The sequence below is a fragment of the Rhizobium sp. CB3060 genome (assembly GCF_025200735.1).
GTDB lineage: Bacteria > Pseudomonadota > Alphaproteobacteria > Rhizobiales > Rhizobiaceae > Rhizobium.
In genome coordinates this window covers 2,187,255-2,213,151 of the sequence record NZ_CP104158.1, presented here as the reverse complement: position 1 = coordinate 2,213,151, position 25,897 = coordinate 2,187,255, and the positions used below count along the sequence as shown (strand labels likewise).

Genomic DNA, 25,897 nt, shown 5'->3' with positions numbered 1-25,897 from the left:
TTCGGTCCGACTCATGCCCTGCAAATGCGTTTGCAGGGCTGATCAGAGGCTGTCTCTCACTCATTTCCTCCTGGTCTGCCCCTGTTGGGTAATGCGGCGCTGAACTTTTGCGTTCAAGCGGCCGTATCATGACATCTACCGAGCAACTTCAGCATCACATGGCGATAAGGCGCCTGTTGCTGGCTTGCTTGGGTCAGACCGGAAGAAAACCATGACTCTGATCAATCTCCGCAATTTCGGCATCACCCTGGGTGTGCCGCTTATCTCCAATCTGAATTTCACCGTCAGCGCCGGCGACCGCATCGGCCTCGTTGCCGCAAATGGCCGGGGGAAATCCACGCTGCTCAATTGCATCGCCGGCAGGCTGGAGCCAACGGTGGGCGACATTACCCGTTCGCGCGGCCTTCGGGTTGGATATGTCGAACAGAATGTGCCCGCCGCTCTGGCTGACATGTCTTTCCACGATGCGGTACTTCGCGCTCTGCCGGCCGAACAAGCCGAGAGCGAGGGCTGGCGCGTCGACGTCGTTCTGGATTCGCTCGACGTCCCGCAGGCGCTGCGGGAGAGGGCGCTTGCCAATCTCAGCGGTGGTTGGCAGCGGCTTGCCATGCTCGCCCGTGTCTGGGTAACCGAGCCGGACGTCCTGCTGCTGGATGAGCCGACCAACCATCTCGATCTCGCCAAGATCGCGCTGCTCGAAGATTGGTTGAACGCTCTGCCACGCGATGTGCCGGTTCTGATATCGAGCCACGACCGCGCCTTTCTCGATGCCGTCACCAACCGCACACTGTTCCTGCGTCAGGAACAATCGGCGGCCTACGCCTTGCCCTATGGCCCGGCACGGGCAGTGTTGGACGAGGCCGACGCCTCGGATGAGCGGCGTTACCAGAAGGACATGAAGACGGCGCAGCAACTGCGCAAGCAGGCGGCCAAGCTTAACAATCTCGGCATCAATTCCGGCAGCGACCTGCTGACGGTGAAGACGAAGCAGCTCAAGGCACGCGCCGAGCGGCTGGAGGATGCGGCACGGCCGGGCCACCAAGAGCGTTCGTCCGGCGCAATCAAGCTCGCCAATCGCGGCATTCAGGCCAAGATATTGGTGACGCTGGACGATGCGTCCGTCGAGACGCCGGATGGCACATTGTTGTTCAAGACCGGCAAACGCTGGATCTGCCAGGGCGATCGCATCGTCCTGCTTGGCCATAATGGGGCGGGCAAGACCCGGCTTATCGAGATGATCCGCAAGGCTATTGCCGATCAGAGCGCACCGGGGGCGATCAAGGCAACACCTTCGCTGGCGCTAGGCTATAGCGATCAGGCGCTCTCCAATCTCGATCCGGACGATATGCCGCTCGGGGTCATTACGCGGCTGTTCGAACTCGGCGAACAGCGGGCGCGCACGCTGCTCGCTGGTGCGGGCATGGGTGTCGACATGCAAGGCCGTGCCATCGGCAGGCTTTCGGGCGGCCAGAAGGCGCGCTTGTCCATACTGGTGCTCCGGCTAACCAATCCGAACTTCTACCTGCTCGATGAGCCGACCAACCATCTCGATATCGATGGGCAGGAAGCGCTGGAAGGTGAGCTGATGGCGCAGGAGGCAAGTTGCCTGCTTGTTTCTCACGATCGCAGCTTCGTGCGCGCCGTCGGCAATCGCTTTTGGCTTATAGACCGAAAACGGTTGATCGAAGTCGATGGACCGGAGGAGTTTTTCGCAGCGGCTGGGCGGCAGATTTAAAAGGCGAGGGCAGAGGCGAACATCGTTTCTGCCCGTTCCCTGAGATTGCGGCTTGCGCATCACCTCATCTCACGCTAACAATTCCCGCCATGAACATGTCCTTGAACAACATTGCAGTTTGGTGGTGGGCACGCTGAAGCGGCCTCGACCAATCGTGTTCAAAGACGACGAGTGAGCCGCCCGAAAATTCGAGGCGGCTTTTTTGTTATAAAGGCCGCCTGTCATCCGGGCCCGACAACGGAGTGAGGAACAATGGTAACGATCCTTCGGGATGATGGTGCGGAAATCTACGAGACGAAGGGCGGGATCACCGTCACCCGGCAGCGCCGGCCGACGCCTTATGCGGATGCGGTTTCGTCCTATATCGACAAGCTCGACGAGCGCCGCGGCGCGGTGTTTTCGTCGAACTACGAATATCCCGGCCGCTACACCCGTTGGGATACCGCCATCGTCGATCCGCCGCTTGGTCTTTCCTGCAATGGGCGCAATGTCTGGATCGAAGCTTATAACGAGCGTGGCGAGGTCATTCTCGGCTTCATCGCGGAGAAGCTGAAGACCGTTTCCGAGGTCGTGCTTGGTGCCTCAACGCCGCGCCGGCTCGATCTGGCGGTAAAGATGCCGGATCGTGTCTTCACTGAGGAAGAGCGCTCGAAGATGCCGACCGTCTTCACGGTGCTGCGCGCCGTGACCGATCTCTTCTACTCGCAGGCCGACGCCAGCATCGGCTTCTACGGCGCCTTCGGCTACGATCTCGCTTTCCAGTTTGATGCGATCGATCTGAAGCTCAAGCGTCCCGACGATCAGCGCGACATGGTGCTTTATCTGCCGGACGAAATCCTGGTGGTCGACAACTACTCCGCCAAGGCCTGGATCGATCGTTACGATTTCGCCAAGGGCGGCGTCTCCACCGAAGGCAAGTCCGGCGACATCGCTGCCGAGCCGTTCCGTCAGACGAGCACCATTCCCCCGAAGAGCGATCATCGCCCCGGCGAATATGCCGAGCTGGTGGTCAAGGCGAAGGAAAGTTTCCGCAAGGGCGATCTCTTCGAAGTCGTTCCGGGCCAGAAGTTCATGGAACGCTGCGAGAGCAAGCCCTCCGATATCTCCAAGCGGCTGAAAGCGATCAATCCGTCTCCCTATTCCTTCTTCATCAATCTCGGCAATCAGGAATATCTCGTCGGCGCTTCGCCGGAAATGTTCGTTCGCGTCTCGGGCCGCCGCATCGAAACCTGCCCGATCTCCGGCACGATCAAGCGCGGCGACGATCCGATCGCCGACAGCGAGCAGATCCTGAAGCTTTTGAATTCCAAGAAGGACGAGTCCGAGCTGACCATGTGCTCGGACGTCGACCGTAACGACAAGAGCCGCGTCTGCGAGCCAGGCTCGGTGAAGGTCATCGGCCGCCGGCAGATCGAGATGTATTCGCGGTTGATCCACACGGTCGACCATATCGAGGGCCGCCTGCGCGACGATATGGATGCTTTTGACGGGTTCCTCAGCCACGCTTGGGCCGTCACCGTCACCGGCGCACCGAAGCTATGGGCAATGCGCTTTATCGAGAACCATGAAAAGAGCCCGCGCGCATGGTATGGCGGCGCGATCGGCATGGTCGGCTTCAACGGCGACATGAATACCGGCCTGACACTGCGCACCGTGCGCATCAAGGACGGCATTGCCGAGGTTCGTGCTGGCGCTACATTGCTGAACGACTCCATCCCAGAAGAAGAAGAAGCAGAAACCGAATTGAAGGCATCCGCCATGTTGTCCGCTATCCGTGATGCCAAGGCTGCGAATTCCGGCAAGCAGCAGCGCGACGTCGCCTCGGTCGGCAAGGGCGTGAAGATTCTGCTCGTAGACCATGAAGACAGTTTCGTGCACACGCTGGCGAATTACTTCCGCCAGACCGGTGCGACGGTTTCGACCGTGCGTACGCCCGTGCCGGAAGAGGTTTTCGACCGGCTGGATCCGGATTTGGTCGTGCTGTCGCCAGGTCCCGGCAACCCGAAAGATTTCGATTGCAAGGCGACCATCAAAAAGGCGAGGGCGCGCAATCTGCCGATCTTCGGCGTCTGCCTGGGCTTGCAGGCGCTTGCCGAAGCCTATGGCGGCGAGCTACGCCATCTGGCGATCCCGATGCATGGCAAGCCCTCACGCATCCGCGTGTTGGAGCCCGGTCTGGTTTTCTCTGGCCTCGGCCGTGAGGTGACCGTCGGGCGCTATCATTCGATCTTTGCCGATCCGTCCAGCTTGCCGCGTGACTTCATGATCACGGCCGAAAGCGAGGACGGCACGATCATGGGCATCGAGCATGTGAAGGAGCCGATCGCGGCCGTGCAGTTCCATCCGGAATCGATCATGACGCTCGGCGGCGATGCCGGCATGCGGATGATCGAGAACGTCGTCGCTCATCTGGCGCGGCGGGCAAAAACCAAGGCTGCGTGACGCAAAATCGTAGTCACTGATGCTTGAACAAACCCGTGCACACGAAAAAAGTGCATGGGGATGTTTTTTGCCTTGAAAGAGGCCAACAAGCCCTGAAGACATTCAATGTCGGTAGGGGCTTACGGTCGGTGATTTCAAAGATATTCAAACGCGTTCTGATCGCGATACTTGCGCTTGTCGTGATCGTCGTCCTCGGCATCGTGGTGCCGCGTCCGCTCTGGCATGATGGGCCGGCGGTGCCGGAGCGCTCGCGTCGCATCCTCGTGCTCAGCAATCCCATCCACACGGATATCGCCATTCCCGTCGATGCCGATCTCTTGAGCCGCTTTGCGTTCCTGCGGACAGCCGGGCTCGATCTCGACAACCCGAACCTGCACTACCTCATTTTCGGCTGGGGCGGCAGGAGTTTCTATACCGAGACGCGGACCTGGGCGGATCTGAAGACAGGGCCGGTGCTGAAGAGCTTTACCTTGGATCGGTCTGTCATTCATGCGGAACTGGCCGGTGAGATACCCGAAAGTGCGCCCGGTGTGACCGTGCTCAACATCGATGACGGCGGGCTTAAGCGATTGCAGCAATTCATCCTGGGCAGTCTCGTGCAGGCGGATAGCGGGCCGGTGTCCTTGCCGGGTAGCAACTACAGCGAGAATGATGCATTCTTCGAGGCGCGGGGATATTTCAATGCGCTGATGGGGTGCAATACGTGGACGGCGGCGGGGTTGAGGCAAGCGGGATTAACCTCGGGCCTATGGACGGCGCTGCCCTGGATGTTGCGGCTGTCGCTCAGCCTGCATAATGATCGCGATCGTTTCGCGTCCACTAAGATGGATTAGCGCTGATCAAGGCTGCTCGGAAGTGTCCTGATCGTCCCGCCAGCATTCCTCGAAAATCAGCTTGTCGAGCGGCAGGCGGTCGCGCCATCCTTTCACTGCCAGCTCGGGCATGTCGTAGAGTTCGTCGACGTAACCGATACACAGCCATGCGACGATTTTGACGTGCTCCGGTATGTTCAGGATGCCTTTGATAGCGTCCTCGTGAAAAATGCTAACCCAGCCGACCCCGACACCTTCGGCGCGGGCGGCAAGCCAGAGATTTTGAACGGCGCAGACCGTCGAATAGACATCCGTTGCCGGATTATGCGTTCGCCCGAGCACAACAGGGCCGCCGCGCCGGGTATCGCAGGTGATGCAGATACTGAGCGGCGCCTTGCGGATGCCTTCGAGTTTCAGCCGCTGATATTGCGCGCGGCGATCGCCTTCGAACATCCGGCAGGCTTCTTCGTTCGCCTGGTTGAAAGCCTGCCACACGCGGTCCCGCGTCTCCGGTTGCCGGATCAGAATGAAGTTCCACGGCTGCATGAAACCGACGGACGGCGCGCGATGGGCTGCCTCGAGCAGCCGTCTCACGAGATCTTCGGGCAGGGGATCAGACCGGAACTGATCGCGGACGTCGCGGCGGGTTTCGATGGCGCGGTAGACGGCGGCGCGTTCCTCCTCCGAAAACGCACAGGCTGCTATCAGATGATCCGCTTCCTTTGGCGACACATCGGCGAGCGAAGCGGTGTCGTACGAATGAGAGGGTTCATCAAGAGCGGGCATGTTCCACCGTGGATTTGGAGGGAGCGGCGACGTTTCGTGGCGGAATGCCGTTCGCTGGGGCTTAATGGGTTGCTGTATAGCTCAGTGCGCGCTCGCACGGGAAGGTGCCATCATGATTTTCACAGGCAAGCATAGGATCGGCCGGCAATCGCCCTTGCCGCTCGACTTTGTTTAAGCGGGCCATTTGGGATAAATTGTGATGCGCTAGGCCCGAGCCGTCCTTTGACAAATGGTGTATTCTGCATCATATGAGCCTCAATAAGCCGCCTGCGCGATTTTCGCGCGGGCGGTTTTGCATTTGAATGGCGCGGTTCTTGCAATTCGTTCGCATATGCAGGCGCGCATCCGCATTGGAGAAACGCATGAACGGACAGGGCAACCAGACGATACGGCGGCTGGCCCTCTGGGGCATTCCGCTATCGCTAGGCGTCATGGCGCTGAAGATGGTCGCTTGGTGGGTCACGGGCTCCGTCGCGCTGTTGTCGGACGGTCTGGAGTCCTTCGTCAATGTCGTGGCCGCTTTCATCGCTTTCTTCGTCATCCGCTATGCGCAGAAGCCGGCGGATCATGACCATCCCTTCGGCCACCATAAGGCGGAATATCTCTCGGCCGTCACCGAGGGTGCGATGATCGTCGTCGCTGCGCTGATGATCGTACAGGAGGCGGTGGGGCATTTGAGCAATCCGCAACCGCTGCAGGCGCCTGCCCTCGGTCTTGCCATCAACTTTGCCGCCGGTATCATCAATGCCCTGTGGGCACTGACTTTGATCCGCGCCGGGCACGAACACCGCTCGCCGGCGCTGACGGCGGATGGGCAGCACATCATGTCCGATGTCTATACGTCGGTTGGTGTGCTCATCGGCCTGCTGCTGGCGCTTGGCACCGGCTACCCGATCTTCGACCCGGTGCTTGCAATTCTCGTCGCCGTCAACATTCTCTATCAAGGCTGGAAAGTCATCTCCAATTCCATCGACGGGCTGATGGACAAGGCCGTCCTGCCCGAAGAGGAAGCGGTGATCAAGGAGGCGATCGCGACGCATGCCAACGGCTCTCTCGGCGTGCATGATCTGAAGACGCGCCGGGCGGGTGCCGTCACTTTCGTCGACTTCCACCTAGTCGTGCCAGCGGCGATGCCGGTCCGCGAGGCCCATCGCATTTGCGACCGCCTTGAAGACGCCATACGGGCGATCCATGCGGGCGCAGAAATAACCATTCACGTGGAGCCCGAGGGCGAGAAGGCCCATGGCATCCGCGTTAAAGTGATCAAGGAGACCTAAGATGCCTACAACGGATGTTTCCGGCCTGTCGATGCTCGGCAGCCAGACCGAAACGGCCGCGAACCCCGAAGCTGCCGTTCTCGAAAAAGTGCCGTCCGGCCATGCCGGCACGGACTATGTCGTGCGTTTCACCGCACCGGAATTCACCTCGCTCTGCCCGATGACCGGACAGCCGGATTTTGCTCATATCGTCATCGACTATGTGCCCAACGAATGGCTGGTGGAATCGAAGTCGCTGAAGCTCTTCCTGCATTCCTTCCGCAACCACGGCGCCTTCCATGAGGATTGCTCGATCTACATCGCCAAGCGGCTGGTCGAATTGCTGGAGCCGAAGTGGCTGCGCATCGGTGCCTACTGGTATCCCCGAGGCGGTATCCCGATCGATGTATTCTGGCAGACGGGCAAGCCGCCCGAGGGCGTGTGGCTACCGGATCAGGGCGTGCAACCCTATCGCGGGCGTGGCTGAAATTGAAAAAGCCCCCCTCCGAAGGGAGGGCGGCTTTTGTCATTAGAGGCGATCGGTATTACGCGAACGAGCTGTCGTCGCCGCCATTGTCCGACGAATCATCGTAGTCGTCGTCCTGATCGTTCGAGGCGTAGTCGACATTGGTCTGATCATTGTCGTTCTGATCGTTCTTGTCGTCGTTGCCGAAATAGTTGTTGTTGATGATCGTTTCCTGAACCGGCTGTTCGGCTGCGTTGGCGGAAGTCCCGCCGAAAAGGCCGCCAAGACCCGAGCCTGCCGTGGTGCCGCCGAGATGCGGGCTGAACAGGCTGGAGAGCGATTCCGCCAGCATCACGCCGCCGGCAACGCCTGCCGCCGTGCCAAGGGCGCCGCGCAGGAAGCTGCCGCCCGCGGAGGGAGCGCCGGCCTGCGGGTTCCAGGGACCGGTCGGCTGTTGCTGGCCGCCCCATGGGCCCGGCTGCGGAGCGTTGCGGGCATAATCGTCATAAAGACGGCCCTGCTGCTGCGGGGCTTGCGGGGCAGCGGCGCGCTGCTGCTGGTTGCCGCCGAACAGCGAGCCGAGGCCGCCGAGGAAGCTGCCGCTCTGGGCCTGCGGGTGAGTGTCGGCGCCCTGCTGTTCCAGCTCGTGCACGCGTGCTTCGAGCTGCTGGATGCGGTCGGCCGCTGCCTTCATGCCCTGCTCCTGTATGAGCACGGCTTGCGCAAGGAAATAGGGCGCATAGGGCTGCTCGCGAACCGATTGATTGATGAAGGCTTCCGCATCGGCATCGCGCTGGGTGCTCGCCGTAGTGCGGACGCGATCAAAGAGGGAAGCGAGCATTTGACGTTCTTCAGGCGACATGATGGCCTCCTTGGCGATCTGTTGCTGCAAATTTCGGGCGCGATTCTCCTCGCGCCCACCTGACGTAGGATGGAATTCCGGCTTTTTCAAAGCCTCTTCAAGTTACAATTCGGTAATCCGCAACCATAACGCCATGCTTTCCCTGGCTATTCGCGCCTTGCCTTTTTCCGGCATTGTTTTACGCATGGAGTCGCATTATGTGCGGTAGGATACATCTGCTGGAGACTTGCGAATGAACGACGAAGACGAACAGGAAGAAAAGACGAAAGAGCTGCCCTTGGGCAAGGACGCGGAGGCGAATCTTTTCAAATCGCGCTCGATCTTCATCTATGGCGGCATTACGCAGGAACTGGCGCAGAAGGTCTGCTCGCAGCTCGTGGCACTCGCTGCTGCCAGCGATGAGGATATCCGTATCTACGTGAATTCGCCCGGCGGCCACGTCGAATCCGGCGATTCCATTCACGATATGATCAAGTTCATCAAGCCGAAGGTCTGGATGATCGGTTCCGGCTGGGTCGCTTCCGCGGGTGCACTGATATACGTCGCTGCCCCCAAGGAGCGCCGCATCTGCCTGCCGAACACCCGCTTCCTGCTGCACCAACCGTCCGGCGGCACCCGCGGCATGGCCTCCGATATCGAAATTCAGGCTCGCGAGATCATCAAGATGAACGAGCGCCTGAACAAGATCTTCTCGGAAGCCACCGGCCAGCCGGTCGAGCGCATCGCCAAGGACACGGACCGCGACTACTGGCTGTCTGCGGAAGAGGCCAAGGCTTATGGCCTGGTTTCGCGGATCGTGACGTCGCAGGCCGAGATTTGATCTGACGGCTCTTTGCTCAGTCAAAGCGCCCTCGTTTGCCCAAAGGCAGGCGAGGGCGCTTTTGTGTTGGCGCTATTTCTCGTCCCGCGATATCAGCGGTGCACCGGGTAAATAAAGCGAAATCGGTCTGATTTCGTAGACTGCCGTCGGATTGACGCGTCGGAGGTCGCGCGCGGCTGCGACTGCTGCTTCAAGCGTTGGAAAATCCACGACATAGAAGCCCAGCAATTGCTCCTTGGTTTCAGCAAAAGGGCCGTCTGTGACGATGCCGAAACCCTTGCCCCGCAGCGTCACGGCGCGTTCGGTTGGGCCAAGTCGCGCGGCCGGTCCCAGAGACTTTTCCTGAACGAGGCGATCATTCACCTGGAGGAGTTCGGTCATCAACGCCGCATCCTCCTCCTTGGTCCAGGATTCGACCACTCCCTCTTCGTGATAGGCCAGGATAGCGTAATACATGAATCGTTCCCCCCTTTACGCATCTATCGATTTCAGCCGACTGAAATTCAGAAACCTAGATGCGTTTGACTACACAAGTTTGATGTTTGGTGCGCAATCCCTTTTCAAGCTCTTCTGCCAATCGAGGGGCGCTCTCTGGCCCGGATTGCCCTGGCGAAAATCGCCGCAGTCCGTCCGCTCGAAATGCGGCTGCCCCCGTGCGTTGCCTGACACGGCTGCATTCTTTCGTCAAACTGCACTTGCACGACCGCCGCTTGTGATGCTCCATGCGCTTTTCACCGCATCCACGAGTCTCCAGCCGCCGCCATGCTCAAAGATTTTTCCGTCCAAAGCCTGTTCATGGGCTGCCTTACCGCCTTTGTAGGTTTTGCCAGCTCCTTCGCGGTCGTTCTGCATGGGTTGCAGGCGGTCGGCGCCACGGACGCGCAGGCCGCGTCCGGATTGACGGCCCTGTCGATCGCGATGGGGCTTTGCGCGATCGTGCTCAGCCTGGCGACGAAGCTGCCGGTCAGCATTGCCTGGTCGACGCCGGGAGCAGCACTTCTGGCAAGCGCGGGCGCCGTAGAGGGCGGCTTTCCGGTAGCGGTCGGCGCCTTTTTGATCTGTGCGGTGCTGATCGTGATTGCTGGCCTGTTCCGGCCGCTCGGACGCGCCGTCGCAGCTATTCCGGCGGCGCTGGCGAACGCCATGCTGGCCGGCGTGCTGCTCGGACTTTGCTTTGCGCCTGTGAAGGCCATCGCCTTCGATCCATTGCTTGGCCTGCCCATTATCATCGCCTGGATCGTGGTTGGGGCCTTCAAACGGCTTTGGGCCGTTCCGGCGGCGCTTGCCGCTTTTGCGCTGGTGCTGGCTTTCGGCGTGAAGGTGCCCGATGGAGCGCTGGCATCGCTTGAGCATTCGCTGATGCCGAGCCTCGAACTGGTGAAGCCGACCTTCACGGTCGCCGGCCTCGTCTCCATCGCGCTGCCGCTTTTCATCGTCACCATGGCGTCGCAGAATATTCCGGGCATCGCGGTGCTGAAGGTCCACCACTATGATCCGAAGCCCGGCCCGCTCTTTGCCGTGACCGGCCTGTTTTCGCTGTTGAGCGCACCCTTCGGCGGCCATGCCGTCAATCTTGCCGCGATCACCGCCGCCATGTGCGCCGGGCAGGACGCCCATGCCGATCCAAAGCGGCGCTATTGGGCGGCAATCACCGCGGGGGTCGTCTACATCATCCTCGGATTGCTGGCAGGCGCCGTTACCGCCTTCGTGGCACTGGCGCCGCCGATCCTGATCGAAGCTGTCGCCGGCCTGGCGCTGGTCGGCGCTTTGTCCAACTCTGCCATGAATGCTTTTCAAAAGGCGGAATCGCGCGAGGCGGCCGCGATCACCTTCCTCGTCACGGCATCAGGCGTTTCCTTCGGTGGCATCTCGGGCGCCTTCTGGGGGCTGATCGCCGGCGGATTGATGATGGCGCTGTCGCATGGGGTGCAAGTGCTCAAACGGTGAGCAAGGGGTTGCTTCTTTTTTATGGCGCGGCTATAAGCGCGACCATGAAGACGACTGGCGCAAAGATTTCCGAACAGATTGCACGTGGGCGCGTTGCCCTGCGTGACAATACGCGCGCCCTTACTTCGCTTCTTCTTCTCGGCCTTACGCGCGGTTGCCGGGTCCTTTGAGGAGCGCTCGGCGGCCGCAGAGCCCGCCCGGCCATCGCTCCTCGCGACATATCCCCAAAATCGACAGGATACCCCGTAGCGGGTCCGTATTTGTCATCGCCAAGCCGCGTACGATCGGCTAAGACGCGGGGCAAATGACGGGAAAGGAAGAGACGAAACATGGACGCGAACAGCCATTCCCCCAAAGGCATGCCCGAGGCAGCGGTGAAATACCGCGCTTACCCGCAGATCAATATTCCCGACCGAACCTGGCCTTCGAAAACCATCACCAAGGCGCCGATCTGGTGCTCCGTCGATTTGCGCGACGGCAACCAGGCGCTGGTCGACCCGATGGGCCACGACCGCAAGGCCCGCATGTTCCATCTGTTGCTGGAGATGGGATTCAAGGAAATCGAGATCGGTTTCCCGTCGGCATCGCAGACCGATTTTGATTTCGCCCGCTGGTGCATCGAGCACGGCAATGTGCCGGCCGACGTGTCGCTGCAGGTTCTCGTGCAGTGCCGCCCGGAGCTGATCACCCGCACCTTCGAGGCGCTGGAAGGCGCCAATAAGCCGATCGTGCATTTCTACAATTCTACCAGCGAATTGCAGCGCCGCGTGGTGTTCGCCAAGGATGTGAAGGGCATCAAGGAGATCGCCGTCGACGCGGCCAAGATGATCACCGACATGGCGGCCAAAGCGGGCGGGGGCTATCGCTTCGAATATTCACCGGAAAGCTTTACCGGCACCGAACTGGAGGTGGCGCTGGAAATTTGCAACGCCGTCATCGAGGTGGTGAAGCCGACGCCGGACAACAAGCTGATTATCAACCTGCCGTCGACCGTCGAAATGGCAACACCGAACATCTATGCCGACCAGATCGAGTGGATGTGCCGCAATCTCGACAATCGCGAAAACCTGATCATTTCGCTGCATCCGCACAATGACCGCGGCACCGGTATTGCCGCTGCCGAACTGGCCTTGATGGCCGGCGCCGACCGTGTTGAAGGTACGCTGTTCGGCAATGGCGAGCGCACCGGCAATGTCGATGTCGTCACCATGGCGCTGAACATGTTCACGCAGGGCGTCGATCCCGAGCTCGATTGCTCGAACATCGAGCGCATGAAGGAAGTCTTCGAATATTCCAATCAGATGGCGATCAGCGAGCGTCACCCTTATGTCGGCGAGCTGGTCTACACCGCCTTTTCCGGCTCGCACCAGGATGCGATCAACAAGGGCATGAAGGCGGCGAAGGTCGCCAACCATCCGGTTTGGGAAGTGCCGTATCTGCCGATTGATCCGCAGGATGTCGGCCGTACCTACGAGGCGATTATCCGCATCAACTCGCAGTCGGGCAAGGGCGGCATCGCCTATATCCTGCAACAGGATTACGGGCTCAACCTGCCGCGCAATCTGCAGGTGGAATATCGCGAGGAGATCCAGCGCATCACCGATGAAGAGGGCAAGGAGCTGCCGTCGAGGCGCATCTACGATCACTTCATCGAACGTTACGTGACGCAGTCCGACGCTCGCATCCGCTTCGTCGATCACCACACCTTCGCCGATCCCGCGCATAAGGGCGAGCGTATCGTCGCGGCGGAGATCACCGACAATGGCGAGGTGAAGCGCATCGAAGGCCGCGGCAACGGCCCGATCGACGGCTTCATCAATGCCCTCTCGATCTATCTCGGCATTCCGATGTCGGTCGAGGATTATTCCGAGCATTCGCTGCAGCACGGCTCCAATGCCGCGGCAATCTCCTATGTCGAGACCTCCTATCCCGGCGGCAAGCTCTTCGGTGCAGGGATCAATACCAACATCGTCGCCGCTTCTCTCGAGGCGATCGTCTCGGCGGCGAACCGCGTGCTCGATATTCAGGCGAAAAAGGGCTGACTTTCAGCCGTTAGTAAGCGCCGTGAAGACAAAATCCCCTCGATATGGTCGAGGGGATTTTTTGTTTTGTCGTTCAGCGGGCTGGCCGCTGCAAACGCCGAGCTGGCCGCTATCCAGGCGCGCGCCCGAACCTAGCCACTGAGTACGAAATAGTCAGAGCGTCGATAGGACTTAGCCTAGCCATTGGTATGGCTTCGTCTAACCAAATGCAGTGCGCGGACAAACACTGCGCAGAATTGGCCGGCTCATCTCGAATTGGTACCTCTTGGTTATTGGGAACCTGACAACTAGAAGGTGAACGATCATGGACGTATATGAGGCGGTCAAGAGTCGACGGGCGGTGCGCAAGTTCACCGACCGGGATATCCCGAAGGCGGTGCTGGAGCGTGTGCTGCTTGCCGCGGCTTGGGCCCCTTCCGGATCGAACATCCAGCCATGGAACACCTACGTAATGACCGGAGAGCCGCTTGCCGAGCTCAAGAAGCGCGCGGGGAAACGCGTGGCGGCAGGCGACCCCTGGGACGAGCGGGAATACGAAATGTACCCGCACACACTGAAGTCTCCGTACCGCGAGCGTCGCTCTGCCTTCGGCCATGAACGCTACCATGCGCTCGGCATTGCGGACGGCGACTGGGAGGCAAGTCAGAGAGCTGCTTCCGCAAATTGGAATTGTTTCGGCGCGCCCGCCGCCCTGTTCTGCTATATCGACCGCGACTTGGGTGTACCCCAATGGGCCGATGTCGGCATGTACCTTCAGACCGTCATGCTGCTGCTGCGCGGCGAGGGGTTGCACAGTTGCACCCAAATGGCGTGGTCGGTGTACCGCAAGACCGTCGCGGAGATCCTGTCACCGCGCGAAGGGCTCATCCTGTTCTGCGGCATGTCGATTGGGTACGAGGACGTCACTGAGCCTTACGCCCGCACCGGCCGGGCGCCGCTCGATGAAACCGTCACGTTCGTCGATTCGACTTCGCAACGATGGGCGCAAACAGTGCGAGACGATGCATTGCTGGGTGTATGAAACGATGCCCGCACTCTGCGAAGGCTTTTGCCCGAAGCATTCGAAGTCGAAACGAAATCATGCCAACGCGCATCTATGCTTCAACAACCAAGGGGATTACGACAATGAAGTCAATTTTTCTAGGACTATTTGTGTCGGCTACGGTTTGCCTCCTCGGCACGATGTCGGTTGCCGCTGACAACACTGCGCACGTCACATCGCTCATGAAAAAGGACCTTCCAAATTATCCTGGCAAGGAGGGGCTGATGATATCGGTCGAGTATGGGCCAGGAGGTTCCGATCCTATTCACAAACATGACGCAAATGCATTCGTCTATGTTCTGGAAGGCTCGATCGTGATGCAGGTCAAGGGGGAAAAAGAAGTCACCCTGTCGCCTGGCGAGACCTTCTATGAAGGTCCGTCCGACATTCACGTGGTCAGCCGCAACGCAAGCAAGACCAAACCCGCAAAATTCATCGTTGTGCTGCTCAAGAACAAGGATGCTCCGACTGTCATACCCGTGAAATGACATCGGGTACCAGAGAGAAGCTCCAATGCCACCTTATTGTGCTGAGGAGTTGGCGTGAGGCGACCATTGATGATGGTCGCCTTCGTATTCTGGGTGCCGGACGGAGGCTACGGTGCGTCGACCGGCTACCCGGCATGATCCAATTAGACATCGTCGCCGATGAAGCCGCCGGATTGGTGTGCCCACAATGCGGCATAGATGCCGTTTTGCGCGAGCAGATCGTCGTGGCTACCGTCTTCGACGATCCGCCCTTCATCGAGGACGACGATGCGATCCATGCGGGCGATGGTCGACAGGCGGTGGGCGATCGCGATGACAGTTTTGCCATCCATGACACCATAGAGCGTATCCTGGATGGCGGCCTCCACCTCCGAGTCGAGAGCCGACGTCGCCTCGTCGAGCACCAGGATCGGCGCGTCCTTCAGGATGGCGCGGGCAAGCGCGATGCGTTGCCTCTGTCCGCCCGATAGCTGGACGCCACGCTCGCCGACATGGGCGTCGTAGCCGGTGTGGCCTTCATGATCCCGGAGAGCTGCGATGAAGCCGCTTGCGGCTGCCTTGTCCGCCGCCGCTGCGATCGCGCTGTCGGAGAAGCGGGGGTCGCCATGGGTGATGTTGTCGCGAACCGGGCGGTGGAGCAGGGCAGCGTCCTGGGTCACCATGCCGATCTGTCTGCGCAGGCTCTCCTGGGCGATCCCGCGGATATTCTGTCCGTCGATCTCGATGGAGCCTGCTTCCGGATCGAAGAACCGCAGCAGCAGATTGACAAGTGTCGACTTGCCGGTGCCGGAGCGGCCAACAAGGCCGACCTTTTCGCCGGGTGCGATCTGCAGCGAAACGCCGTCCAGACCGCCATTGCCCTTGCCGTAATGATGCGTCACGGAGTTGAAGGTGATGGCGCCGCCGTTGACTATGAGCTGGCGGGCATCGGGTTCATCCGTAATGGCGAGCGGCTGTGCCACAGTCAGCAGCGATTGCCGCATAGCGCCGAGATGGCCGAACAGCGACGAGACGGCGTCGAGCATCCATTCCGCCATGCCGGTGATGCGGAAGCTCAAGGCGAGCGAAGCAGCAATCAGGCCGAGCGGCGCGCTGCCGGCCTGCCAAAGGATGACGGCATAGCCGACCAGGCCGACGATAAGAAAGCTGCCCAGGAACAGCATGCTCGAATTCACCATGACTTCGAGCTTTTGCACGCGCACAAACTTCCTGCGGGCAGCGGCGAAGCGCTCCCGCTCTTCACGGTCTTCTTCGGCCGCATTGGCAAAGAGCTTTATGACATCGATATTGGCGTAGGTATCGACCAGCATGCCCGTCAGGGAGGCATAGGCGCCTTGAAACTCCTCGGACGCCCGGCGGAGCCGCGGTATGACAAATGCCATCAGACCCAGGTAGCAGCAGATCCAGACGAGCAACGGCCAGATGAGACGCAGATCGATCGAAGCCATGAGCCATAGCGAGCCGGCGACATAGATCGTGACGAAGGATAGCGTGTGCAGCACCGCATAGGCTGCTCCGGTCGCGGAATTGCCGATGTCGCGCACCTGGCTGGCGATGCGTCCGGAAAAGTCCTGGCGGAACCAGCCGACGGATTGCCGCAGGACGTGGCGATGAGCCCGCCAGCGGAACAGGGTCTCAGCATTCGGCCGAAACGCGATGTCGTCGAGGCTTTCCCTGATATAGCCGGCGAGCGGCCGCCCGATCAGCACAAGGGCGGCGGCGGCCAGCAATTCGGCGCCGTGGGACGCCCAAAGTTGATCCGGGCGAGCGGCCGCGAGAATGTCCACGAGCTGGCTGGTATAGCCGATGAGCCAGATCTCGATCGCCGCACCGATGACGGTCAGGGCAAGGCTCATTCCCATGACGAAGCGGAACGGGCGCAGGTTGCTTTTAAGATACCGCCATGAATCCGACGGCGGGTTCAGATCATCATAATACTGGAATGGATCGACGAGCTTTTCAAAGCGACGAAACATGAGTGCCCTCCAGGGGCGGGAGACAACAATTTGATGGATGGGCCGAATAAGCAGCCCTTCACGGCACTGCTTTTCAGCGGTGGTTTCCTGTGCCGTGAGTTCTCATCAAACGCTCTCCTTTGAAGTCGCTTGGCGGTTCTATAACGCATGATGGTGCTGATGTCAGCAGAAATGGCGGAGAAATCCATACGGGCGCCTCTCCGTGAAACTCGCGAAGCAGTTGACCCGCTATTGTCCATTAAGCTGAATTTCGGGGAGGCTGAGTGACGTGATATTTTAGACGACCGGCAATCCTATCGGGGGGAAGTCATGCCACGTCTTGCCAATCTCTATTTCAAGACAGCCATCATCTTTCTGATCATCGGAATTGGAATAGGCCTGAAAATGGCAATCACCGAGGATCACAGCGTCATCGGCGCTCATGCGCATGCCAACCTTCTCGGCTGGGTGACCATGGCGCTCTTCGGCGGCTACCACGCACTGAACCCGCAAAAGGCGGAAAGACGGCTGGCGATGATCCAATATTACATCTACACGGCCGGCGTCGCAGTCCTTGTGCCGGCACTGTATCTCATGCTTCTCGGCAATATGGCGATGGAGCCGATCGTTGCAGCAGCGTCGATCGTGATCTTCATTGGCGTTCTGTTGTTCGCCTTCATCATCTTTTCAAGCGAGCAAGCCACCAGGACGATTTCGCCGGCGTCGTCTCGCTGATCTTGCGAACGAGAGACGGCAGGGGAAATCAGCACCGCCGTCTTTTTGCCATCAGGATTTTTGCCCGGAAAGCTCCTCGCGCCGCTTCAACAGGCGTTCGAGTTCTTCTTCCTGTTCGGCAATGCGCTCCGATGCGAGCTCCTCGTCCGCTGCGCCGGAATATGCGGCGGCCTGTTCGATCAACTCGCGAAGATTTTCTCTTATTGCCGCGATGCGCTCGTCAATCTCCGGGATGGTCAGCAGAATGTCGGACATGATCGATCTCCAGAATGCGCCCCATCGGACGAAGCCTCCGGGTACGATTGGCGGATGGATTGTATTCCCGGCTGAACGGAAGTCGCAAGCAGCGCCAGCGGATCAGCTCAAATTTCCGACGATACCCGGTCAGCGATCTGGTCGAGCATCGCGTCGGAGGAGGGGCTCACGACGGCATAAGCGGTACCGCTGCGATGCCAGGATACGATGCTCACGTCATCCTCGATGGTCTCGTCAAAATTGCCGTCGCCGGCGGCGCCTTCATCCTTCATGAAACAGATGGCGACGACATCGCCGTCGAGGTCTTTATAGATCAACTGGCCGACCGGTTTGCCGTTGGCAATGAACATGCGTGCGCCTTGGAAGACCAACCCGTCGGCGGCAAGATCCGGTATATTGAATTTCACGCCCACAGTGCCCGTCAGCCATTTGCTGATCTCGTCGACCTCGGTTGCCTGTACTTCGACGATATGGCGGGGTTGATGCGCATAGATGCGGTGATAGGCGGCGATATCGTCGAGCCATGTGCGGTTCGGCGCCGGTGAGGCCGGGGCCGCAGCGGGTGCGCCGGACGGCTGCATGCCGACGAGATAGCCGATGCCGCCGCCGACCACGAAGAGGATAAGGGCTGCGGCGAGCGCCTGGCGACCGGTCGGAGCAAGCTTCAGGGATGGCCGGGAAAGGCGAGGGGCGGGCTCACGCGCCTTCGGTGCCTGCGCGCTTTTGATGGAGCGTACCAGCGCCAGCGGCACCGGTTCCTTCAGCACCTCGTCAAAAGCCTTGCGGCCGACATCGGAACCGTGCTTCAGCTCATCGAAAATCCGCCGCGCTTCCGGATCGGAGGCTATGAGCCGTTCCAGCTCCTCCTTCTCCTCGCGACTCGTCTCGCCGTCCATAAAGGCGGACAGGCGAGTTTCGAGCGGCATTTTTTTCATATCCTGCAATGCTAAAACCTTCGCGGCGAGCGGCTGTGACCTTGAGTAGCGAGGCGAAGGCGGGCACCGGAAAGCCGGGACGCTACCGTCGACACGGAAATGCCAAGAATGTCGGCCGTCTGCTTGTAGCTATGCCCTTCGACATCGACGAGCAGGAAGACACTGGCAAGTCCTTCGGGCAAAGATGTGACCATCTGATGCGCTTCGCTTGCTTCGACCGGATTGGCGCGCATGCCCGGCGCTGCCAGTTCGCCTTGTTCCAGCGCGCCACCCTTGGTGGCAGACCGCAGCCGATGGCGTCGGGCCTCATCCACCCATTGATGGCGGGCCATGGTGTAGAGCCAGCTTTCGAGCCGGCCGTCATTGTTCCACAGATGGAATTTCGCAATGCCGCGTTGGCAAACGCTCTGCACGAGTTCGTCGGCGTCGGTCAGATCGCCGGCCAGTGTCAAGGCGAAGCGCCGGAGCTTCGGCAGAAGGCCGACCAGATCTCGTCTGATGTCGATGGCGGCTACCGGCGTAGGCATTGTCTTTCCACGGAGACGTTGGGGGTTGGAGAGCTGCAGGCGTCATCCGGCAAAAGACGGCTTTTCTTTCGAAAAAAGCTAACTGAGCCGAAGGATCGTTCTGTGTTGGTATGAACCATTTTCGTGCCGTTTCGCAAGTCTTCAAAAAGTGGTTGTGCGCTTCATCTCCACTTCTCACGCGATCTTGAGGAATGGAGTGCGCGCACCTCTCAATAGCTGATTTGACCATTCAGCGATTGCAGCAGCGAGCGATAGGCCCAGGTGTTCTCACCGCCGCGATCGCGGATTTCAACAAGTTGCACGCGCGCCGCCTGAACATCGCCCTGCTCGAGCAGCGCCTGGCCCATGTAGGAGCGCGCGAGGATGTAATTCTCATCGCGCTGCAGGGCCTTGCGATAATACGTCATGCCGAGCTCCATGCGGCCGGCCTTGCGGTTGGAATAACCGAGATAGTTGAGAATGCGGGGATCGTCCTGGTTCTTGGCAAGCTTCAGGACGGTGATGGCGTTGTCATACTGGCCGGCATAGGCGAACTCGCGTGCTGCCTGGAAAAGCTGATCGTCGTTAAAACCGCTTTTCTGCGGTTTCACGCATTCCTTTTTATCCTTGTCCCAGACTTTGCCATCCGTGCATTTGGTCGTGGTTTTGGTCTTCGGCGGCGGTGCTGTCTCGTCGCTCTCTGAGCCGGCGGCGAGGGCCTGCAGGCTGGCGCCAAACAGAAATCCCACGGCAAGCGCGGTCACGGCGGAACTCTTCATCGCTACACCAAAGCCCATCATATCCCTCCCGAAATTCGATGAGAGAATTGTAGCTCCGGATATTCGAAAACGCCACCGAAACGACAAAGTGGCATTCACAAAATGCCACAGATTATCACGCCAGGATATTGACGCCTTGGTCCTCTACATCGTCACCCCGGCCATTGAGACTGAAGCGCTCGGCCTTGAGCTCCCAGGCGCCAGGATGGCCATCAATGGTGAAGAGATTGTAGGCAGCGGCCGGCTTCAGCCCGCCGGGACCTTGCGAGGCCGATGCAATACCGACGACCGGCACCGGGCCGGTTTGCCCCCTCAGCCAATGCAGCGTGTTGAGATGCGTGTGGCCATGCAGGACCAGTTCGGCGCCGCCTGTCGAGACGACGGCGGCAAAACGGCGTATGCCGATCATGCGCTTATAGAAGCTGGTGGCGCCGCGGATCGGCGGGTGGTGGATCATCACCACGCGAAAAAGGCCGGCCTCGCCGGCGGCGCGCAGCATATTCACCGTTTCGCGCGCCTGCCGGGCCGAATAGAAGCCGCTGGCCGCAAAGGGAGGCGTTGCCACTGCCGTCGAGCAGCCGATCAACGCGACACGGTCGCGAATACGCAAATAGGGGAAAATGCGCCGGTCTTCCTGCCATTCGGCAGGCGCATGGTCGCCCTGGACATAAGGATACCAGGCGCGCATGGCCTTTTCGTAGGAGCCGGGCACATAGGCATCGTGGTTGCCGGGCACGACGGAGGTGAAGGCAGGATCACCAAGCGTCTTCAGCCATTCCGCGGCGGTGCGGATCTCGATGCCGCTGGCGAGATTGACGAGATCGCCGGTCACGGCAAGATGATCGGCCTGCTTCGACTTGATGTCCTCGAGCAGAAGATCGAGCGTCCCGCCAAAAAGATGCTTGCGCCGGTTCCGGTGCCAGTTCACAAATCCGGTAATGCGTTTGGAGGCCAGTTCTCTGATCGAAAGCCGTGGCAAGGGGCCCAGGTGAACGTCGGAAATATGCGCGAGCTTGAACATGAGATGAGACATAGCTCAGTCTATTGTCAAAACAAATACATCGGTTTTTCGGTGGTGGATCACAACGCCGGAGCCGGGGCATGAAGGACAGCAATGCTCCCGACGAAGCCCGCAATTGGCGGGCCAAGCTGTTCGGCAGAATGCTGCACAGCTATTTCGTGCTCACCCGCAGCATGACCATGGGCGTGCGTGCGGCCTGTTTCGACAGGGAGGGACGGATTTTCCTGGTGCGGCATTCCTATGTCGCCGGCTGGCACATGCCGGGCGGCGGTGTCGAGCGCCACGAGACAGTGGAGCAGGCGCTGGCGAAGGAATTGCGGGAAGAGGGCAATCTGGTGATATCGGGCCGGCCCCAGCTCTTCCACGTCTATTTCAACAACCACATCAGCAAGCGCGATCACGTCGTCTTCTACCGTGTAGAGGTCGAGCAGACCGTGCCGCGCAAGCCGAATCTCGAGATCGTCGAAAGCGGCTTCTTCTCGCTCGACGCCTTGCCGCCGGGGACGACCAAGGCAACCTATCGGCGGCTGAAGGAGCTGGAGGGCGACGCGCCGCCCTCGAACTATTGGTAGCCTTGCCTCAAGCTGCCTTTGCCAGCCGTTCGCGTGCATGCGGGCGGTCGAGATCGAGGTCGGGACCTACGGGGACGATTCCGGTGGGGTTGATCGCCCTGTGGCTGCGATAATAGTGGGTCTTGATGTGCGCAAGATTGGTCGTCTCGGCGACGCCGGGGACCTGGTAGAGGTCACGCAGATAGCCCGAGAGATTGCGATAATCCTCGATGCGGCGAATATTGCATTTGAAGTGGCCGACATAGACGGCGTCGAAGCGGGCGAGCGTGGTGAACAGCCGCCAGTCGGCCTCGGTCGGCCGGTCGCCGAAGAGGTAGCGGCTTCCTTCTAAGCGCTTGTCGAGCATGTCGAGGGTTTCGAACAGGCGTCGGACATTTTCCTCGTAGGCTTCCTGTGTGGTGGCGAAACCAGATTTGTAGACGCCGTTGTTGACCGTGTCGTAGACGATATCGTTCAAAGCATCGATGTCGCTGCGAAGATCCATCGGATAGAAATCACTCTTCGAGCCCGTCAATCCATCGAAGGCGCTGTTGAACATGCGGATGATTTCGGCGGATTCGTTGTTGACGATCGTGCCGGTCTGCTTATCCCAAAGGACGGGAACGGTAACACGGCCGGAATAATGCGGATCGGCCTTGACGTAGACTTCCCAGAGCGCCTTTGCGCCGAGGAGGTGATCGACAGTCCCACCATCCCGGCCTTTGAACTCCCAGCCGTTTTCCAGCATTAGCGGGTCGACGATGGAAACAGAGATCAGGTTTTCGAGCTTCTTCAGCTTGCGGAAGATCAAGGTGCGGTGCGCCCATGGGCAGGCGAGCGACACATAGAGATGATAGCGGCTCGCTTCGGCCTTGAAGCCGCCCGTGCCGCTCGGACCGGGCGCGCCATCTGCGGTGACCCAGTTGCGAAACTGCGAAGCTGCGCGCTTGAAATGACCCTTGGTTTCCTTGGTGTCGTACCAGATGTCATGCCAGACGCCGTCAACCAACATGCCCATTTACTCTATCCTTTCGGAGATCCTGTCGAAGAACTTGATCCGGAAGATACGGTATGGCCGCGGAATTTCGAGACGGCAAACGATGAACAGTGCGTTACAGACATGATGCGGAGAGTGCGAAGCGGCTTTCGGATAAGATCATGCGTCAATATCCAGGCGCTCGCATTTTGCATTGGACGAGGCGGGCATTTCCTGCTATCGGGCTTGTCACACTTTGAGGACCACTTGCCATGGAAGCAATCAGAAGCCTGCGACGACGCCGATGATCCCGAACGCTCGACAAGCGTTTTCGAGAACCATCCCGTATGTCCATCTGGTTTCTTTGGTCTAATGCACAAGCACGAACTGGTCTACCTCACTGAGGACGCGTCGCATGACGCTGTCATCGAACACATCAACGAAGAAGCATTCGGCCCCGGCCGGTTCACCCGCGCCGCAGCGCGGATTCGCGAGCAGGGGCCGCATGACCGCTCGCTCTCCTTCATCTGCGCCGATGACGGCGAGACGATCGCTTCCGTCCGGATGACGCCGGTGCTGGCCGGTTCGGTCAAGGGGCATCTGCTCGGACCGCTCGCCGTCCGGCCCTCGCACAAGAACCAGGGTATCGGCCGCGAACTCGTGCGGATCGCCGTCGAAGCCGCCAAACGCAAGGGGTCGGAAGCCGTGATCCTGGTGGGCGATCCGCCCTATTACGGTCCGCTCGGCTTCGAGAAGGTCGCTTACAATGCGCTCGCCTTTCCGGGGCCGGTCGATCCCAACCGGGTTCTCGTCGTGCCGATCGCCGCCGATACGCATGCGCGACTGGCGGGCACGATCGCCTGGCGTGAGGCGGATATCCCGGTTGCTGTCTCCGATGAGATGGATGACGACGAAGATTTGCCGCTGACGGCAATCGCGGTTTAAGCTTCTACAAAAACAAAGCCTACCGCCTCGTTTCCATCAGCGGGGCGATAGCTTTTTCTGCAAAAAGTAACGGCTGCGGCCGATAGGAAATTCCGGCAGTTCGCCGAAGATGGTGTAGCCCTGCCGCTGATAAGCCCGTAGCGCTTGCGGATTGAAGGTGTCGATCCAGGCGCCTTGGCACCCGCGGGCGATCGCCTCCGTCTCCGCTGCTTCCAGCAGCTTTCCCGCCATGCCTTGACCGCGCAGCGTTTCCGGCACGAACAGCCAGGCCGTGAACAGCCAGCCCCAGGCCGTATAGCCCGAGATGCCGCCTATGGTCTTGCCGCTTTCGTCGCGGATCAGGACGGCGAGCGCGCGGCGCCTGGAAGGGCCGACATCGGCGGCGTTGAAGGCCGTCAATCCTTCGCCGATTGCCGCAAGTTCGCTTTCTGACGGGGTATCGGTCACATCGAGTTGCGGCATCTATATTCACCGTCCTTCGCGCCACCACATGGCGGAGAAGGCGAAGAGGAGGGCGGAAAGACCAGCGAAGCCCGCAAAGAGCGGCAGGTTATTGACGCCCTTCAAGACGGTTTCATCGGTCATGCGGATGGTCAGGCGTTGGTTATCGGCGATGCGGACGGCGCCGCGCACCGGCAGAATCGGCGGCACCGTGACGCCGCCTCCGGTGCTCGCAACCCGGGCGACAAGCCCCTTGGTCTTTTCCGCCAAGGGCTTCAACGTTTCCGTGGTCGAGATCATCGCCTTGAATTCCGGCGCGTCGACAGCGCCGACATGCACCAGCGTGGAGAGATTGCCGCTGGTGATCTGATAGAGGCCGATTTCGTCCATGTGCTTCTGGGCCTGGTAAAGACCCGGCTGTGCCTGTTTCAACTGCAGGGTCTGCGTCTTGCCGGAGGGTGCTTTGACGGTGACGGGGCCGGGATCGTCGCCGATCGTCTGGCGGGTAACTTCCAGCGCGCGGCCGGCGGCGCTTGCCGTCAGGGCCTCCTCCTCCAGAGCCGGTTCTTTCAGCAGCCAATGGGCGATGCGGCGATAGAGCGACACATGCGGTCCGCCACCTTCGTAGCCGCGGGCCCAGAGCCAGCCTTCATCGGAGAGCAGCATGGCGACGCGGCCCTGGCCGACGCGGTTCAGAACCAGCAGCGGATGGTTATCGGCGCCGACCATCACGGTCTGGCCCTGCGGCTTCTCGACATCGACGCTGCGGAACCAGCGTCCCCAATGCGGCGGCTCGGTGTCCGATCCATCCAGACCGCGCGTGACCGGGTGCTTGCGGCCCTGTTCCGACAGGCGCGGATAGAAAGGCTTCTCGATCATCTGGCCGGTCGGCTCGGCCGGAAGCACGGAGGACAGCGGTGTGAGCGCGATCGAATTGCCGGCTGCGTGCTCGGGGCCGGCAGCAACCAGCAACGCGCCGCCGTTTTCGACATATTGGGCCATGTAGTCGTAATAGATCGTCGGCAGGACGTTGGGGCGGTCCTGGTAACGGTCGAAGATGATCAGGTCGAAAGAGGTGATCTTGTCGACGAAGAGTTCACGCGTCGGGAAAGCAATCAGCGACAACTCGTTGATCGGCGTGCCATCCTGCTTATCCGGCGGACGCAGAATGGTGAAATGGACGAGGTCGACGGAGGCATCCGACTTCAGAAGATTGCGCCAGGCGCGCTCGCCGGCATGCGGTTCGCCGGAGACGAGCAGCACGCGCATGTTCTGGCGGATGCCCTCGATCAGTTGAACGGTGCGGTTGTTGATGGGCGTCACTTCGCCCGGCACTTCGGCGACAGCGAATTCGAGCACGTTGTTACCGGCGCGCGGCACCTTGAAGCTAAAGGGCGTGTCCTGGCCGGGCGTCGCCTGCAGCGTGGCGATCTCGTCGCCGTTCATTCTCACGGTGACGGCCGCGGTGCCGCCGGGGCTCTTGCCATCATCGACGACACGCAGCACGAGCTGCTGCTCGTCGTTGACGATGCCGAAGCGAGGCGCGCGCACCACCTCTATGCGCCGATCGAACTCATCCGGCTTGCCGGTGATCAGCCCGTGGATCGGCGCGTCGAAGCCGAGTGCCTGATTGACGCCGGGGATATCGTGGATCTGACCGTCGGTCAGGAAAATAGCGCCGCCCACGCGTGCGGGTGGCACATCGGCGATCGCCGAGGAGAGCGCCGCGAAGAGCCGTGTTGAAGGTGACTCGGATTCGGCCGGTTCACGCACCTCGACAATACGAGGCTCGATGCGCGGGAATTGCGCCAGCCGGTCTTTCAGTGCCTCCAGAGCATCGTCGGTCATCTTGATGCGTTCCGGCGTTTCCTGGCTCGGACTGCGGTCCACGATGACGGGGACGATGGTGGAGAGCTGGTCGCGATCCTCCTGCATCAGCACGGGATTGGCAAGGGCGGCCAGCAAGGCGAATGCCGCCAGCGCACGGATCCAACTGCCGCGCATGCGCCGGTAGATCGCGAGTGCGGCGATGCCAAGCGTCAGCACCGCAAGGGCGGCGAGAACGGGCCAGGGCAGGAAAGGGGCGAAACCAATATTCAT

At 60.3% G+C, this 25,897-nt stretch carries 25 protein-coding genes; 13 read left to right on the top strand and 12 right to left on the bottom strand.

Annotation, left to right across the window (positions count from 1 at the left end; genetic code table 11):
- Nucleotides 1–211 precede the first annotated feature (211 nt).
- The 3 genes from N2601_RS10765 (at nt 212) to N2601_RS10755 (ending at nt 5,010) form a co-directional block, all read left to right on the top strand.
- On the top strand, nt 212–1,735 hold the full coding sequence (locus N2601_RS10765) for an ABC-F family ATP-binding cassette domain-containing protein (protein WP_104823788.1): 1,524 nt from the start codon (nt 212–214) through the stop codon (nt 1,733–1,735).
- A gap of 252 nt (nt 1,736–1,987) precedes the next feature.
- Nucleotides 1,988–4,177, top strand: a complete 2,190-nt coding sequence (locus tag N2601_RS10760) for an anthranilate synthase (protein ID WP_260303081.1) — start codon at nt 1,988–1,990, stop codon at nt 4,175–4,177.
- 128 nt (nt 4,178–4,305) lie between these two features.
- On the top strand, nt 4,306–5,010 hold the full coding sequence (locus N2601_RS10755; RefSeq protein WP_311319432.1) for a TIGR02117 family protein: 705 nt from the start codon (nt 4,306–4,308) through the stop codon (nt 5,008–5,010).
- A 6-nt stretch (nt 5,011–5,016) separates the two neighbouring features.
- On the opposite strand, the gene bluB is transcribed toward N2601_RS10755, so the two are convergent.
- Complete coding sequence (gene bluB / locus N2601_RS10750; RefSeq protein ID WP_260303080.1) at nt 5,017–5,775, bottom strand: 5,6-dimethylbenzimidazole synthase; 759 nt, start codon at nt 5,773–5,775, stop codon at nt 5,017–5,019.
- A 362-nt stretch (nt 5,776–6,137) separates the two neighbouring features.
- Between bluB and N2601_RS10745 the strand changes: the two genes are divergently transcribed.
- Both N2601_RS10745 and queF read left to right on the top strand, forming a co-directional pair.
- Nucleotides 6,138–7,052, top strand: coding sequence for a cation diffusion facilitator family transporter (locus N2601_RS10745; protein WP_104823785.1), 915 nt, complete (start codon nt 6,138–6,140; stop codon nt 7,050–7,052).
- Between the two features lies 1 nt (nt 7,053).
- A complete protein-coding gene (gene queF / locus N2601_RS10740; protein ID WP_104823784.1) occupies nt 7,054–7,518 on the top strand; it encodes a preQ(1) synthase in 465 nt (154 codons plus the stop codon).
- 58 nt (nt 7,519–7,576) lie between these two features.
- On the opposite strand, the gene N2601_RS10735 is transcribed toward queF, so the two are convergent.
- Entirely contained in the window at nt 7,577–8,359 is a 783-nt protein-coding gene (locus N2601_RS10735; RefSeq protein ID WP_260303079.1) for a DUF2076 domain-containing protein, read from the bottom strand.
- A 232-nt stretch (nt 8,360–8,591) separates the two neighbouring features.
- Here N2601_RS10735 and N2601_RS10730 point away from each other — a divergent pair, with 232 nt between their 5' ends.
- The gene (locus N2601_RS10730; protein WP_104823783.1) at nt 8,592–9,179 is read left to right on the top strand and encodes an ATP-dependent Clp protease proteolytic subunit; all 588 of its coding nucleotides are present in this window, start codon (nt 8,592–8,594) and stop codon (nt 9,177–9,179) included.
- Between the two features lie 72 nt (nt 9,180–9,251).
- On the opposite strand, the gene N2601_RS10725 is transcribed toward N2601_RS10730, so the two are convergent.
- Nucleotides 9,252–9,635: a YciI family protein gene (locus N2601_RS10725; protein ID WP_260303078.1), complete on the bottom strand. Its 384-nt coding sequence runs from the start codon at nt 9,633–9,635 to the stop codon at nt 9,252–9,254.
- A gap of 306 nt (nt 9,636–9,941) precedes the next feature.
- Between N2601_RS10725 and N2601_RS10720 the strand changes: the two genes are divergently transcribed.
- The 4 genes from N2601_RS10720 to N2601_RS10705 all read left to right on the top strand — a co-directional run bounded on the left by N2601_RS10720 (nt 9,942) and on the right by N2601_RS10705 (nt 14,698).
- On the top strand, nt 9,942–11,126 hold the full coding sequence (locus N2601_RS10720; protein ID WP_260303077.1) for a benzoate/H(+) symporter BenE family transporter: 1,185 nt from the start codon (nt 9,942–9,944) through the stop codon (nt 11,124–11,126).
- A 329-nt stretch (nt 11,127–11,455) separates the two neighbouring features.
- Nucleotides 11,456–13,168 (top strand): 2-isopropylmalate synthase, encoded by a 1,713-nt coding sequence (gene leuA, locus N2601_RS10715; protein ID WP_104823779.1) that lies wholly within the window; start codon nt 11,456–11,458, stop codon nt 13,166–13,168.
- Nucleotides 13,169–13,472: 304 nt separating this feature from the next.
- Nucleotides 13,473–14,189, top strand: coding sequence for a nitroreductase (locus N2601_RS10710; protein ID WP_104823778.1), 717 nt, complete (start codon nt 13,473–13,475; stop codon nt 14,187–14,189).
- A gap of 104 nt (nt 14,190–14,293) precedes the next feature.
- Nucleotides 14,294–14,698, top strand: coding sequence for a cupin domain-containing protein (locus tag N2601_RS10705; protein ID WP_199773578.1), 405 nt, complete (start codon nt 14,294–14,296; stop codon nt 14,696–14,698).
- Between the two features lie 143 nt (nt 14,699–14,841).
- On the opposite strand, the gene N2601_RS10700 is transcribed toward N2601_RS10705, so the two are convergent.
- A complete protein-coding gene (locus N2601_RS10700; RefSeq protein WP_104823777.1) occupies nt 14,842–16,674 on the bottom strand; it encodes an ABC transporter ATP-binding protein in 1,833 nt (610 codons plus the stop codon).
- Between the two features lie 309 nt (nt 16,675–16,983).
- Here N2601_RS10700 and N2601_RS10695 point away from each other — a divergent pair, with 309 nt between their 5' ends.
- On the top strand, nt 16,984–17,388 hold the full coding sequence (locus N2601_RS10695; RefSeq protein ID WP_104823776.1) for a hypothetical protein: 405 nt from the start codon (nt 16,984–16,986) through the stop codon (nt 17,386–17,388).
- A gap of 51 nt (nt 17,389–17,439) precedes the next feature.
- Here N2601_RS10695 and N2601_RS10690 read toward each other — a convergent pair whose 3' ends face one another.
- The 5 genes from N2601_RS10690 to N2601_RS10670 all read right to left on the bottom strand — a co-directional run bounded on the left by N2601_RS10690 (nt 17,440) and on the right by N2601_RS10670 (nt 20,896).
- Complete coding sequence (locus tag N2601_RS10690; RefSeq protein WP_104823775.1) at nt 17,440–17,643, bottom strand: hypothetical protein; 204 nt, start codon at nt 17,641–17,643, stop codon at nt 17,440–17,442.
- A 107-nt stretch (nt 17,644–17,750) separates the two neighbouring features.
- On the bottom strand, nt 17,751–18,569 hold the full coding sequence (locus N2601_RS10685) for an anti-sigma factor (protein ID WP_260303076.1): 819 nt from the start codon (nt 18,567–18,569) through the stop codon (nt 17,751–17,753).
- A 20-nt stretch (nt 18,570–18,589) separates the two neighbouring features.
- A complete protein-coding gene (locus N2601_RS10680) occupies nt 18,590–19,105 on the bottom strand; it encodes an RNA polymerase sigma factor (protein ID WP_104823773.1) in 516 nt (171 codons plus the stop codon).
- Between the two features lie 209 nt (nt 19,106–19,314).
- A complete protein-coding gene (locus N2601_RS10675) occupies nt 19,315–19,881 on the bottom strand; it encodes a tetratricopeptide repeat protein (protein ID WP_104823772.1) in 567 nt (188 codons plus the stop codon).
- A 97-nt stretch (nt 19,882–19,978) separates the two neighbouring features.
- On the bottom strand, nt 19,979–20,896 hold the full coding sequence (locus tag N2601_RS10670) for a metallophosphoesterase family protein (protein ID WP_245463868.1): 918 nt from the start codon (nt 20,894–20,896) through the stop codon (nt 19,979–19,981).
- Between the two features lie 68 nt (nt 20,897–20,964).
- Here N2601_RS10670 and N2601_RS10665 point away from each other — a divergent pair, with 68 nt between their 5' ends.
- Entirely contained in the window at nt 20,965–21,456 is a 492-nt protein-coding gene (locus N2601_RS10665; protein WP_104823771.1) for an NUDIX domain-containing protein, read from the top strand.
- 7 nt (nt 21,457–21,463) lie between these two features.
- Here N2601_RS10665 and N2601_RS10660 read toward each other — a convergent pair whose 3' ends face one another.
- Nucleotides 21,464–22,453, bottom strand: a complete 990-nt coding sequence (locus tag N2601_RS10660; RefSeq protein ID WP_104823770.1) for a glutathione S-transferase family protein — start codon at nt 22,451–22,453, stop codon at nt 21,464–21,466.
- 330 nt (nt 22,454–22,783) lie between these two features.
- On the opposite strand from N2601_RS10660, the gene N2601_RS10655 reads away from it, so the two are divergent.
- Complete coding sequence (locus N2601_RS10655) at nt 22,784–23,356, top strand: GNAT family N-acetyltransferase (RefSeq protein ID WP_104825158.1); 573 nt, start codon at nt 22,784–22,786, stop codon at nt 23,354–23,356.
- 36 nt (nt 23,357–23,392) lie between these two features.
- Here the strand turns inward: N2601_RS10655 and N2601_RS10650 are convergent, their stop codons facing one another.
- Nucleotides 23,393–23,818 (bottom strand): GNAT family N-acetyltransferase, encoded by a 426-nt coding sequence (locus tag N2601_RS10650; RefSeq protein ID WP_104823769.1) that lies wholly within the window; start codon nt 23,816–23,818, stop codon nt 23,393–23,395.
- Nucleotides 23,819–23,824: 6 nt separating this feature from the next.
- Nucleotides 23,825–25,897, bottom strand: coding sequence for a hypothetical protein (locus N2601_RS10645; RefSeq protein ID WP_104823768.1), 2,073 nt, complete (start codon nt 25,895–25,897; stop codon nt 23,825–23,827).